This window comes from Streptomyces sp. NPDC031670 (genome assembly GCF_055580545.1).
The window spans coordinates 66,747-78,751 of record NZ_JBVILC010000024.1; the positions used below are offsets into that span (position 1 = coordinate 66,747).

The window sequence follows — 12,005 nt, forward strand, 5'->3', positions numbered from 1 at the left end:
GCCGCCGCGTCGGGAGTTCACAGGCCGGAGCGGGCGGCCTCCGGCCGCGGCACGCTGATGGCCAGGACCGCCGTGTCGTCGTCCACGCCCGGGCCGAGCGTGGCGAGCAGGTCGCGGACGGCGGCGACGGCCCCGGGAGCGGTCGTCGGGCCCAGGGCGCCGGCGAAGGCGAGGAGGGCGTCGTCGCCGTAGCGGTCGCGGCGGCGGTCGCCTTCCGCGGCGGGCGCGGTACGGGCCTCGGTGAGGCCGTCCGTGTGGAGCAGCAGGGTGTCGCCGGGGGACAGGCGGAGGGTCCTGGTGGCGATGTGGGGGTGGGGCAGCACACCGATGAGCTGGCCGCCCGGCATGTGCGCGTACTCGGCGCCGCCGTCCGCGCTCATCAGCAGCGCCGGAGGATGGCCGCCGGTGGCCAGGGTGATACGGAAACCCTCCCCGGCACCGCCCGAGAAGGTGAGCAGCCCGAAGACGACCGTGCAGAACCTGGGGTCGGCGCCGTGGTACTCGTGGTTGAGGACCGTGTTGAGGTTGGTGAGCACGGCGGCCGGGTCGGGGTCGTAGACGGCAGCCGCGCGCAGGGTGTAGCGCACCAACGAGGTGACGGCCGCCGCGCCGGCGCCCTTCCCGCAGACATCGCCCAGGAACAGGCCCCAGGTACCCGCGGAGAGGGGGAACAGGTCGTAGAAGTCGCCGCCGACCCGGTCCGCGGAGGCGATGTGGTAGTGCGCGGCCACCTCCAGACCCGGCACCCGCGCCAGCGCCGACGGCAGCAGGGTCTGCTGGAGGGTGGTGTTGAGGCGCTTGAGCTCCTCGCGCTCGCGTTCCGCCTCCCGGCGGGCGCGCAGCAGCTCCTCCTCGTACTTGCGGCGGTCGCGGGCGTCGAAGAGGGTGGTGCGGATGAGCAGCGGCTGTCCGTTGCCGCCCGTCTTGACCGTGGAGGTCACCAGCACCGGCAGACGGCTGCCGTCGGCCGCCCTGAGCTCCAGCGCGATCCCGCTGATCTCACCCTGCATACGCAGGAGGGGAGCGTAATGGGTCTCGTGGTAGAGCCGGCCACCCACCGTGAGCAGGTCGGAGAAGGACCGCTCACCCACCAGGTCGCCCCGCTCGTACCCCAGCCAGTCCAGCAGCGTCCTGTTGACCTTGACGATCGTGCCGTCCAGCAGGGTGGAGAGGTACCCGCACGGCGCATGCTCGTACAAGTCCTCCGCGCTGTCCTCCAGCAGGGCGGCGAACGTCGCGTGGTCGTCGGCCGGCCGCTCCCGGCTAACGGGCTCCCCGCCGTCGCCGGCCGGGCACATCAGTGGTCCGCCCCCGCGAAGGCGGCGATCGCGGCGGCTGTCTCCTCGGGGGCGGCCAGCTGGGGGCAGTGCCCGGTCGCGTTCAGCGTGACCAGTCGGCTGCCGGGGATCCGCGCCCGGACGAAGGCGCCGACCTCCGGGGGCGCGATCGCGTCGCTGGAGCACTGGGCGACCAGGGTGGGCACGGTCACCTTGGCGAGGTCCGCGCGGTTGTCGGAGAGGAACGTCACCCGGGCGAAGACACGGGCGATGTCCGGATCGGTGCGGCAGAAGCTGTTGGTCAGCTCCTCGCCCAGCTCCGGACGGTCGGGATTCCCCATGATCACCGGTGCTATCGCGCCCGACCAGCCCAGATAGTTCGCGTCCAGCGACTCCAGCAGCTCCTGGATGTCCTCGGCGCTGAAGCCGCCCCGGTAGCCCTGCTCGGGGTCGTCGATGAAGGACGGCGACGGGGCCAGCAGCACCAGACCGGAGAACGCCTCCGGCTCCCACGCGGCGGCCAGCACGCCCATCATCGCGCTCACCGAGTGCCCCACGAAGGTCACCGGCCCGAGGGCCAGCTCGTGGCAGATCTCCAGTACGTCCTGGGCGTACCCCTCCATGGAGGAGTACCGCTCCCGGCTCCACGCGGACAGATCGGACCGTCCCGCTCCCACGTGGTCGAAGAGCACCACGGTGAAGCGTTCCTCCAGCAGGGGTACCACCAGCCGCCACATGTTCTGGTCACAGCCGAAGCCGTGCGCCAGCATGACCACCGGCCCCCCGGCCCGGCCGGTCACCGTCACATGATTCCTGCCGAGTACGGTCATACCGACCATCCTCGCAGATCCCCCCTCGCGAGCCCGGAACAGCTGGTTCCGACGGGGGACCCCGGCGGCCCGGTCTCAGTTGTTGACGTAGGTGAGGCTGGTCGCGTCGTAGCGGGTGCCGGCGATCTGCTCCGGCGGGGCGGCGGCCTCGATGGCGGCGAGGTCCTGCGGGGACAGCTCGATCGCCAGGGCCGCGAGGTTCTCCTCCAGGTACTTGCGGCGCCGGGTGCCGGGGATCGGCACCACGTCCTGGCCCCGGTGCTGGATCCAGGCCAGCGCGAGCTGCCCGGCGGTGACCCCCTTCGCCCCGGCCAGCTCGTTCAGCTTCGCCACGATCGCCAGGTTGCGCTCCAGGTTGCCGTCGGCGAAGCGCGGCTGGGTGCGCCGCACGTCGTTGGCGTCCAGCTTCTCCACCGAGCTGTACTGGCCGGTCAGAAAACCCCGGCCGAGCGGTGAGAACGGGACGATGCCGATGCCGAGCTCACGGCAGACCGGGGCGATCTCCGCCTCCAGGTCACGGGTCCACAGCGACCACTCGCTCTGCAGCGCCGCGATCGGGTGCACCGCGTGTGCCCGCCGGATGGTGTCCGCACCGGCCTCGGAGAGCCCGAGGTGGCGCACCTTGCCCTCCCGCACCAGCTCGGCCATGGCGCCGACGGTCTCCTCGATCGGTACGGACGGGTCGACCCGGTGCTGGTAGTAGAGGTCGATGTGGTCGACGCCGAGCCTGCGCAGCGACGCCTCGCAGGCCTGCCGTACGTAGGCGGCGTCGCCGCGGATCTCGATGGGCTCGCCCAGCCGGTTGGCGAAACCGAACTTCGTGGCCAGGACCACCTCGTCCCGCGGTCGCCCGGCGATGGCCCGCCCGATCAGCTCCTCGTTGTGCCCGGAGCCGTAGAAGTCGGAGGTGTCGAGCAGGGTCACCCCGAGGTCGAGGGCGTGGTGCAGGGTCGCGATGGACTGGGTGTCGTCCGTGGCGCCGTAGCCGTGGCTCATGCCCATGCAGCCCAGGCCCTGCGCGGCGACCGCCAGGGTGCCGAGGTGGCGGGTGGGGAGAGCGGGAACGGTGGTCATGGCGCTGCCTCCTGAAGTCGAAACGATCTGTTCAGGACGCTAGGTGCTGGAGTGCGCTCGAAGTCAACCGCCGGTCCGGCGGGCCCCGCCGGCCCGGACCGTGGACCGAGTTCGCACACCGTCCGACGATCCGACCAAGTCCGCCGCTCGTGTCGCCCGGGGACAGGCGTCGTTGTCCAGGCGGGTGAAGCAATTCCGCTTCGTCGTGCACCGTGTACCACCAGGGGATCCATCATGCGTGTTATCCGTCCGTTCGCCGTCTCTCTCGTCGGGCTGGGCATGGCCCTCACCGTCTCCGCGGGAACCGCGGTCGCCTCGAAGGGGCCGTTCACCTTCCAGAGCGCGGGCCGGGTGTTCTACGTGCAGGACGTGCCGGACGGCAAGTGCTTCACGATGTCCCAGGGGTCCACCGCTCCCCACAACGGGACGGGGTCGGTGGCCACGGTGTTCACCGGCAAGGAGTGCAAGGGCAGGGCGATCAGGGTCGCTCCCGGCCGGCAGGCCCCGAAGGAGCTGCGCTTCCTCAGCGTCCGGTTCGGCCGGTAGCGGTCGCCGAGGCGGGGCCGGCCGCTCCCGCGGCGTACCGCGGTAGCGGTGCGGACGGCGTCAGCGGCACAGCGTCGTCTCGCGTCGCATGTGCGACAGCTTCGCCGGGTTGCGTACCGAGTAGAGCCCGCTGATGAGGCCGTCGTCGATACGGACCGCCACGACCGTGTCGACCTCGCCGCCGACCCGCAGTATGAGCGCCGGGTAGCCGTTGACGTGGGCCGGGCGCAGCGAGGGCGCGCTGAACCTGCCGAGCCGCGCCAGCAGTCCGGCCACGTTGCGGGCCCCGTTGACGGGGTGCGGGACCGCCTGTCTGACTCCGCCGCCGTCGCCCATGAAGACGACGTCCGGGGCGAGGATGTCGAGCAGGCCCCGCAGATCGCCCGTCGCGGCGGCTCGCTGGAACGCCTGGAGCGCGTCGCGGGTCTGGGCCGGGGACACCGTTCCGCGGGGCCGGCGCGCCGCGACGTGGGCGCGTGCCCGACGGGTGATCTGACGGACCGCGGCCGGTCTCCTGCCGACGGCCTCGGCGATCTCCTCGTACGGGAGGTCGAACACCTCGCGCAGCACGAACACCGCCCGCTCGGTCGGCGTCAGCGTCTCCAGCACCAGCATCATCGCCATCGAGACGCTGTCGGCGAGCTCGATGTCCTCCGCCACGTCCGGCGCGGTGAGCAGCGGCTCGGGCAGCCAGGTGCCGACGTAGGACTCCTTGCGGCGGCCGAGCGTACGCAGCCGGACCAGCGACTGGCGGGTGGTGATCCGCACCAGGTACGCACGGGGGTCCCGCACCGCCGAGAGCTCCACGCCCGCCCACCGCAGCCAGGTCTCCTGAAGGACGTCCTCCGCGTCGGCGGCCGAGCCCAGCATCTCGTAGGCGACGGTGAACAGCAGGTTGCGGTGGGCGACGAACGCCTCGATGGCGCGGTCCACGCGCCTGTCCTCCACGGGTACGCCGACCGTGTCCCCGCTCCGCTCGTGCTCGCTCTCCACCGGCCGCTCCCGTCCGTTCGTCCTCGATGCCGCCATGCGCACAGGACACCGGCCGCGCCGGTTCTGTGACAGCCCTCGGCGGTGGCCCTCGTCACACCACCGCCGCGTCACAGGGAACGGGCCGCCGGCATCTCTTGGTCGTCAGTACGACACCACATGTGAGGACGACGTCATGGAACCCCGTTTCCACCTGTTCGAGAACGAGTTCGGCGCCAAGTTCGCCAAGCGGTTCGCCAACGCCGGCATGCTGCTCCAGAAGTCGTCGCTGCCCGCCTCCACGCAGGAGCTGGTGGCGCTGCGCACCAGCCAGATCAACGGCTGCGGCTGGTGCATCGACGTGCACACCAAGGAGGCGGCGGCGGCCGGGGAGAGCGCGGTCCGGCTCAACCTGGTCGCGGCCTGGCGCGAGACCACCGTGTTCACCGAGGCGGAGCGGGCCGCGCTGGCCTTCGCCGAGGAGGGCACCCGGCTCGCGGACGCCCACCAGGGCGTGTCGGACGAGACCTGGGCGCAGGTGCGCGAGCACTACGACGACGACCGGATCGCCGCGCTCGTCGCCCTGACCGCCCTGATCAACGCCGCCAACCGGCTGGCCGTGACGGTCCACCAGCAGGGCGGCTCCTACGAGGTCGGCATGCTCGCGAGCGCGTTCAACTGACCGGTACCGGTACCGGTACCGGTCTGCGGCCCGGCCCCGGATCGTACGGTCCGGGGCCGGGCCCCCGCGCGTCGGGGGCGCCGGGTCAGACTCCGCAGCAGGGCCGGGTCGGCCAGGGTGGTGTGGAACGCGTCGCCGGTCGGCTCGGGGCCGGGGGAGGGCGCGACGGCGACCACGTACAGGCCCGCCGCCCGGGCGGAGCGCACCCCGATCGCCGAGTCCTCCACCGCAACCGCGCCTCGGGGCCGCACGCGCAGCCGTTCGCAGGCGGCGCGGTAGAGGTCGGGGGCCGGTTTGGGGTGCTCGACGTCGTCGCTGCCCAGGACGAGCGCGAACGCGTCGGCCAGGCCGATGTGTCCGAGGTGGCGCAGGACGGCGTGGCGCGGGGAGTTGGAGACCACCGCCAGCGGGCGGCTCGTGGCCAGCCGCGCCACGAAGTCGACCGCGCCCGGCATGGCGCCGACACCCTCGGCGAGACCGGCCTCCACGAGCTCGCGGACCTCGCGGGCCAGCGCCTCGTGGGCGGCCGGTCGGCCGAGCGCCCGGCCCAGCGCCCGGCCCAGCTCCGGCAGGTGCAGACCCACCAGGGCGAGCCGCTCCGTGTCCGGCAGCGACACCCCGTGCCGGGCGCAGACGGCCGCGCAGGCGCGGTCCCAGTGGACCTGGGTGTCGACGAGGGTGCCGTCGCAGTCCAGGACCACGGCGTCGGTGGGCGGCAGGCGCGCGCCACGGGTCCGCGCCATCGTCAGGCACCCGCTCCCATCGAGCCCGTCCGCCGGCCCCGCCGGGCCATCAGACGGAACATCCAGGTGGCCGCGGTGAGCCAGCCGGCGCCGAGCAGCACCGCCCAGCAGGCCGGGACCAGGACATCGGCGACCCCGGCACCGGCGACGACGGAACGGATCGCCTTGAGCGTCTGGGTGAGGGGGATCGCCTGCGCCACCGCCCGTACCCACTCGGGCCAGTACGAGGTCGGCACCTGGACCCCGCAGACCGCCATCATCAGCAGATAGGTGGCGTTGGAGACGATGTTGCGGGCGCCGTCGGCGTTGAAGGCCACCGCCGCGACGAAGAGACCGAAGCAGTAGGTGCTCGCCGCGGTGAGGACGACCAGGGCCGTCACGGGGGCGATCTGCCCCGCCTGCCAGTGCACCCCGAAGGCCGGTCCCAGGGCGAAGAGGGCGGCCAGCGAGGTTGCCGTCCCGCTGACCGGCCACTGCAGGCTGCGGCCGATGAACACCCAGGAGAGCGGGGCCGGTGCCGCGCTCAGCAGGGTGAGCGTGCCGACCCGCCGCTCCCAGGTGGTCGAGACGATGACCATCATCGACTCGATGACACAGGTCATGACGGCGTTGCCGACGAGGAGGTAGCGGGTCTGCTCGGCGGAGCCGATGACATGGCCGAAGAAGGCGAAGAAGGTGACCTGGGCCAGCATCCGGCCCAGCCAGCCGAACGTCCACGTCTTCCAGGTGTACATGGCGCGCATGTCGGCCAGCGCGTTGACGGCGCTGTAACGGATGATGCGCGCGGGCTCGGTGATCGATGTCGTCAGGCTCATGAGTGGGACAGCGTTCCTAGTCGGCGGACCCGGCGCAGTACGCGGTGCAGCAGCGCCGTTCCGATCAGATAGCTCGCGGCGCCCAGCGCCAGGACGGCGGCCAGCCGGGCGGCCACGTCGTGCGGCGCCGGGGCGGCCAGACTGTCGCGCAGCAGGTCGCCGCTCCAGGACAGGAAGATCACGTGGGAGGCCGGCCGGAGCCAGAACGGCAGCATCGCCACGGGGATGAGGACGCCGCTGAGCAGGTAGAACGGGTAGGTGAGGGTGTTCTGCACCGTCCGCGCCGAGGGCATCAGGATGAACAGCGGGGAGAAGATGGTCGCGGTCGCCGCCATCGCCAGCGCGGTCACCACCAGGCACACGGCGAACACCAGCGGGTGACGCACCGCCAGCCACCGGTCGAAGACCAGCCCGGCGACCAGCCACGCCTCCGCGAACGAGAGCAGACCGAGAGTGGTCACCGCGCAGATCCGCCCGATCACCAGGGTGGACAGCCGTGCCGGTACGGCGATCAGCGCCTCCAGGGTGCCGGACCTGCGCTCGTCGCCGATCAGCTCCCCGGCGATGAACAGGGCCAGCGTCCACAGCGACATGAGAGTGGGCGACACGATGGCGAACGGGGCGAGATCGGGCCGTCCCGCGTGCTCCGAGATGGCCATGAAGACCAGCGTGAACAGCGGCGCGGTGACACAGATCTGGAGGGTGTCCGGGGCGCCCAGGGCGACGCGGAGCTGGAACCGGAAGCCGGTGAGGAAGATCCGCATCAGCCGACCGCCATCCCTCGGTCGCCGATGAGGTGGAGGTAGGCGTCCTCCAGGTTGGGGCGCTGGGTGGAGAGTTCGGACACCCCGGCCTCCACCAGGAGCCGCAGTACGGTACGGGTCACCGAAGAGTCGGCCGTCTCCACCCGCAGCCGGCCGGACGGTTCGGCCTCGACGGCGAGGACGCCCTCCAGCTCGGCGAGCGCCCGCCGTGCCGCGGCGGGAACGCCGCCGGCGACCACGCGTTCGTGCCGGGGTACCACCCGGCCGATCTCGGCGGGTGTCTCGGTCAGCAGCACCCGCCCCCGGTCGATCATCGTCACCAGGTCGCAGACCGCCTCGGCCTCGGCCATGTCGTGGGTGGTCATCAGCACGGTCCTGCGTTCCGCGCGCATCTCCCCGACGAGGCCGCGGAAGTCGCGGGCGGCCACCGGGTCCATGCCCACCGTGGGCTCGTCCAGGAGCAGCACCTTCGGGTCGCCCACCAGCCCGCGCGCCAGGTGCAGCCGCTGCTTCATACCGCGGGAGAAGGTGTCGACGCGGTCGCCGGCGCGGTCGGCGAGACCGAGGCGCTCCAGCAGCTCGTCGACGCGCAGCCGCAGCGCGGGGCCGTGCAGGCCGTACATGGCGGCCCAGAAACGCAGGTTCTGCCGGGCGCTGAGCCGTCCGTACAGACCGCGGTCGCCGCCGAAGACGATCCCGATGTCGCGGCGGACTGCCGCCGCGTCCGTGCTGACGTCGTGCCCGAGCACGCTCGCGGTGCCGGAGGTCGCCTCCAGGACGGTCGAGAGGATCTTGCACAGGGTGGTCTTGCCGGCGCCGTTGGGGCCGACCAGGCCGTGCACCTCACCGGCCTCGACGGTCAGGTCCACGTCGGTGAGGGCGTGGGAACGCCGGGCGCCGGCCCGGCCCTCGCCGTAGTCGCGGCACAGCGCACGGGTCTCGATCGCACTCATCGGGGTCCTTCGGGCAGGTGGGGGAGGGCGGCGAGGGCCGTCTCGTAGCGGTCCGGCGCGACCAGTTCGGACTCGACCAGCAGGTAGTCGCCGACCGGGGTCAGCATCAGGGTGTCGCCGCCCGCGTGGTGCTCCACCGCGCGCCGCCAGTCGGGCCGGTGGGCCCGGCGCAGCTCCATGCCGTAACGGACCCGTGCGGGCGGCGCGGCGGTCGCCGCCGAGCGCCGCTCGCGCTCCTGCTCCGCGGCGGGCTCCAGCCGTCGGCGCAGCTCCTCGAAGGGGCCGAGCGGGGCGCACCGCCCGGCGTGGGCGAGGAGTTCCGTCACCTCCGGGGCCAGCCGGAACTCGCGGACCGTCGCCTCGGCCGAGGCGACCGACTCCGGGCCGGTCCGGGACAGCACGAGCACGTCGATCGCGTCGACGGCGTGGAAGGCGCGCTGGAACCGCTCCTCCGCTATCGCCAGGAGACTGGTGAGCACCTCGTCGGACGGCGGCCGGGAGCGGACGGGCAGGACCGCGCCGTCCCCGAAGTAGGCGGCGGTGCCCACGTCGACCTTGGCGTCGCGGTCGAGCAGCGGATCCAGCGGTGTCCAGGACAGGGTGGCCATCATGTGCCGCCGCTCGCCGTCGACCACGGAGTAGTCGAGGTGCTCTACGCTCTGGTGGCCGAGCACCACCCGCACCACGGCCCACAGTTCCCGCTCGTCCGCCACGACCAGATCGAGGTCGCCGGTGGGCCGCAGGACGCCTTCGGGGTAGTGCTGGGAGATCGCGGGTCCCTTGAGTACGTGGACCTGGTGGGCGGCGCTGATCGCGGTGTGCAGGCGCCGGTAGTCCTCCGCGCGGGCGCGGGCGCGGCGCAGTTCGTCGGCGGAGCCGGTGCCGAGGCGGTGTCCGGCCCGCTCGGCGACGGAGAAGACCAGCTGGACCAGGGCCTCCCGGGTGGCCCGGGCGCGGCGGACCAGGACCCGCAGGTCCTCGTCGGGGGAGAGGTCGAACAGCCGGTAGAGCAGCGGCAGATCGACCGGGTCGTCATGGACGGCGGTGCTCATACGGGGGTCTCCTCGTCGGGGCGGGGACGGCGCCAGAATCGGTGGTCGAGGTGCCAGCCGCGCCCCTGGAGGGAGGCCACGACCCGGGCGCCGCTGTCGGGGCCGGTGCTGTCGTGCACGACGTTGCCGAACAGCGGCCGGCCCCGTTCGGCGGCGAGAGCGGCACACGCGGCGACCAGCGCCGCGGTCCCGGGCCGTACGGCGTCGGCGTCGTCGACCAGCAGGTCGAAGAGGTCGACGAACTCGGCGCCGGTGACCTCGTCCTGAGCCCCGGTCAGCACGGAGGCGTGCCCGATCGGGCGGCCGTCGCGGGTCAGCAGGAAGGAGACCCGGTCGGGGGCGTCCCGTACCTCCGTGGCCGCGGCGTCGACCAGCCCGGCCCTTCGGGCGTCGCCGGACGCCGGGCCGTAGCCGTCGGCGATCGCGCGGGCCAGCCACTGGGTGATCAGCGGGTCGTGCTCGGGCCCGGCCGGTACGACGGCGAGCCCGGCGGACCGCTCGGCTGCCGGCGGCACGGCGCCGGTGTGGCGCACATAGCTGACCGACGGGCGCCAGGGCGCGGGCAGCACGGTGTCACCCGGCGCACGCAGCAGCAGGGCGTCGGCGTCCGGGTGCGCGGCGGCGAGCCGGCGCTCCAGCTCGGCGAGTGCGGCGGGAGCGGTCAGCAGCTCCGGTGCCGCGTACTCCACCAGACAGCGGCGCTCCCGGGTGACGGGATCGGTCTGCGCGCCCGCCACATAGGTGTGCGGGCCGATCTCGGCCCGCACCTCCTGTGCGTGGGCCCAGGCCAGATAGGCGGGGGTGGCGAGGACGGGGGAGCTCATGACGCCTCCGGTCGTACGGCGACGGTCAGCCCGTCCAGGACCTCGGCCGCGGCGGCGCGCACCTGTTCGGCGTCGACGGAGTCCAGGGCCGCGAGCTCAGCGGCCAGCGACCACTCGGCGGTGCCGGCCCGGCTGCGCTGCGCGACCATGCGCAGTTGGTCCAACGGCGACTCGCTGTCCAGGATCAGCCGCATCCGGGCCTGCCGGCGGGCGGCCTCCAGGTCCTCCGGGTCGGGCCCGGCCGACGCCAGCTCGGTCAGCAGGTCGCGCACGATGCCCACGACGGTCTCGCCGTTGCCCGGCTCGACACCGACCAGCACCCGCCACGCCCCGGCCTCCTGGTAGCCGCGGTCCCAGCACGCGAACGAGTAGGCCAGTCCGGCCTGGTTGCGCAGTCTGCGGTAGAGCGGGGACGAGGGGCTGTCGCCGAGGAGTTGGGCCAGGAGCGCGAAGCGGCGGCGGCCGGGGTCGTCGGCCGCGCCGGAGCGGGCGCCGACGCAGACCCAGCCGTACTCCTCGGGCCAGTCGACGGCGGAGTCCGGGGCGAGCGGCGGCAGGGCTTGGGCGGGAGCCGGGACGGCGGTGGGTGCGACGGTCCGCCCCAGCCCGTCCAGCCGCGGCAGCCGGGGCCCGACCACCACCAGCGTCATGGCGCTGGTGAGGAACCTGGTGCGGTGCCCCTCCTGTACGTCGGCGAGGGTGATCCGGCGGATCTGGCCGACATCGCCGCCGACCGGCCGGCCCAGTGGATGGCCGGGGAAGAGCCGGGCCAGGAAGGCGTCCTGCACGACGTCGCCCGGGTCGGCCTGCGCCGCGGCGAGCTCCTGGAGGACCGCGTCGCGCTCGGTGTCCAGCACCGCGTCGGTCAACTCCGGCCGCAGCACGGCCTGGTGCAGCAGCCGCGCCACCGCGTCGGCGTCGTCGGCGTGCACCTGGGCGTAGAAGAGCATGATGTCGAGGCCGGTCTCGGCGTTGGCGTTGCCGCCGAGGCGCTCCACCTGCTCGCAGAACGAGGGGCGCCCGTCCAGCGGGGCCGACATCAGGGTGTGCTCCAGCAGATGGGCGAGGCCGCCGTGCTCCGCCGGGTCGTCGCGGGAGCCGTAGCGGACGGCGAGGCAGACGCTGGTCGTGCGCAGCCGCTCGTCCAGCAGCGCGATCGTCGGCAGTGCGGTGGGTACGACGACGGTGGGCGAGGGCGGCATCTCGGCCTTTCCATGGGTTTCTCTGACGGTTTCGCGAGGAGAGACAAAGCAGGGCGGAGCAAGTGCTCCGCCCTGCTTTTATGAGCGGAAATTACCGCTGCTTCGTCGACGTCTTGTCCAGACGCGGACGGAGCGAGACCTTGTGAGCGCGCATTTTCGTTTCCTCCCTCCTCGTTCTCGTTCGGTCGGGGGTGCCCCAGAAACATATGGGCAGCAAAAACGCCGGGTCAAGCCCGGATCGAAGGGCATCGTGGATTTTCTCCGCGTATAGATA

The 12,005-nt window shown here is 72.9% G+C and carries 13 protein-coding genes; 2 read left to right on the forward strand and 11 right to left on the reverse strand.

Annotation, left to right across the window (positions count from 1 at the left end; genetic code table 11):
- Positions 1-17 precede the first annotated feature (17 nt).
- From ACZ5ID_RS31385 to ACZ5ID_RS31395, 3 genes are all read right to left on the reverse strand, one after another.
- On the reverse strand, positions 18-1,298 hold the full coding sequence (locus ACZ5ID_RS31385) for a SpoIIE family protein phosphatase (RefSeq protein ID WP_468904636.1): 1,281 nt from the start codon (positions 1,296-1,298) through the stop codon (positions 18-20).
- Positions 1,298-2,107, reverse strand: coding sequence for an alpha/beta fold hydrolase (locus ACZ5ID_RS31390; protein WP_468904638.1), 810 nt, complete (start codon positions 2,105-2,107; stop codon positions 1,298-1,300). Before ACZ5ID_RS31390 ends, ACZ5ID_RS31385 begins: the two co-directional genes overlap by 1 nt.
- Positions 2,108-2,182: 75 nt before the next feature.
- Positions 2,183-3,181: an aldo/keto reductase gene (locus tag ACZ5ID_RS31395; RefSeq protein WP_468904641.1), complete on the reverse strand. Its 999-nt coding sequence runs from the start codon at positions 3,179-3,181 to the stop codon at positions 2,183-2,185.
- Positions 3,182-3,415: 234 nt separating this feature from the next.
- On the opposite strand from ACZ5ID_RS31395, the gene ACZ5ID_RS31400 reads away from it, so the two are divergent.
- A complete protein-coding gene (locus ACZ5ID_RS31400) occupies positions 3,416-3,727 on the forward strand; it encodes a hypothetical protein (protein ID WP_468904643.1) in 312 nt (103 codons plus the stop codon).
- Positions 3,728-3,787: 60 nt separating this feature from the next.
- Here ACZ5ID_RS31400 and ACZ5ID_RS31405 read toward each other — a convergent pair whose 3' ends face one another.
- Positions 3,788-4,720, reverse strand: a complete 933-nt coding sequence (locus ACZ5ID_RS31405; protein WP_468904723.1) for an RNA polymerase sigma-70 factor — start codon at positions 4,718-4,720, stop codon at positions 3,788-3,790.
- Between the two features lie 172 nt (positions 4,721-4,892).
- Here ACZ5ID_RS31405 and ACZ5ID_RS31410 point away from each other — a divergent pair, with 172 nt between their 5' ends.
- The gene (locus ACZ5ID_RS31410; RefSeq protein WP_468904645.1) at positions 4,893-5,378 is read left to right on the forward strand and encodes a carboxymuconolactone decarboxylase family protein; all 486 of its coding nucleotides are present in this window, start codon (positions 4,893-4,895) and stop codon (positions 5,376-5,378) included.
- On the opposite strand, the gene ACZ5ID_RS31415 is transcribed toward ACZ5ID_RS31410, so the two are convergent.
- The 7 genes from ACZ5ID_RS31415 to ACZ5ID_RS31445 are packed head-to-tail and all read right to left on the reverse strand — an operon-like array spanning position 5,342 to position 11,731.
- Positions 5,342-6,121: an HAD family hydrolase gene (locus tag ACZ5ID_RS31415; RefSeq protein WP_468904647.1), complete on the reverse strand. Its 780-nt coding sequence runs from the start codon at positions 6,119-6,121 to the stop codon at positions 5,342-5,344. The genes ACZ5ID_RS31410 and ACZ5ID_RS31415 overlap by 37 nt on opposite strands.
- 2 nt (positions 6,122-6,123) lie before the next feature.
- Positions 6,124-6,936: an ABC transporter permease gene (locus ACZ5ID_RS31420; RefSeq protein WP_468904650.1), complete on the reverse strand. Its 813-nt coding sequence runs from the start codon at positions 6,934-6,936 to the stop codon at positions 6,124-6,126.
- Positions 6,933-7,700 carry an ABC transporter permease gene (locus ACZ5ID_RS31425; RefSeq protein WP_468904652.1) on the reverse strand — a complete coding sequence of 256 codons (768 nt, stop codon included), beginning with the start codon at positions 7,698-7,700 and terminating at the stop codon, positions 6,933-6,935. The genes ACZ5ID_RS31420 and ACZ5ID_RS31425 overlap by 4 nt, the downstream gene beginning before the upstream one ends.
- Positions 7,700-8,653 (reverse strand): ABC transporter ATP-binding protein, encoded by a 954-nt coding sequence (locus ACZ5ID_RS31430; RefSeq protein WP_468904654.1) that lies wholly within the window; start codon positions 8,651-8,653, stop codon positions 7,700-7,702. The genes ACZ5ID_RS31425 and ACZ5ID_RS31430 overlap by 1 nt, the downstream gene beginning before the upstream one ends.
- Positions 8,650-9,705, reverse strand: a complete 1,056-nt coding sequence (locus ACZ5ID_RS31435; RefSeq protein ID WP_468904656.1) for a nucleotidyltransferase family protein — start codon at positions 9,703-9,705, stop codon at positions 8,650-8,652. The genes ACZ5ID_RS31430 and ACZ5ID_RS31435 overlap by 4 nt, the downstream gene beginning before the upstream one ends.
- Complete coding sequence (locus ACZ5ID_RS31440) at positions 9,702-10,529, reverse strand: hypothetical protein (RefSeq protein ID WP_468904658.1); 828 nt, start codon at positions 10,527-10,529, stop codon at positions 9,702-9,704. The genes ACZ5ID_RS31435 and ACZ5ID_RS31440 overlap by 4 nt, the downstream gene beginning before the upstream one ends.
- Positions 10,526-11,731 carry a M16 family metallopeptidase gene (locus tag ACZ5ID_RS31445; RefSeq protein WP_468904660.1) on the reverse strand — a complete coding sequence of 402 codons (1,206 nt, stop codon included), beginning with the start codon at positions 11,729-11,731 and terminating at the stop codon, positions 10,526-10,528. Before ACZ5ID_RS31445 ends, ACZ5ID_RS31440 begins: the two co-directional genes overlap by 4 nt.
- Positions 11,732-12,005: the final 274 nt, after the last annotated feature.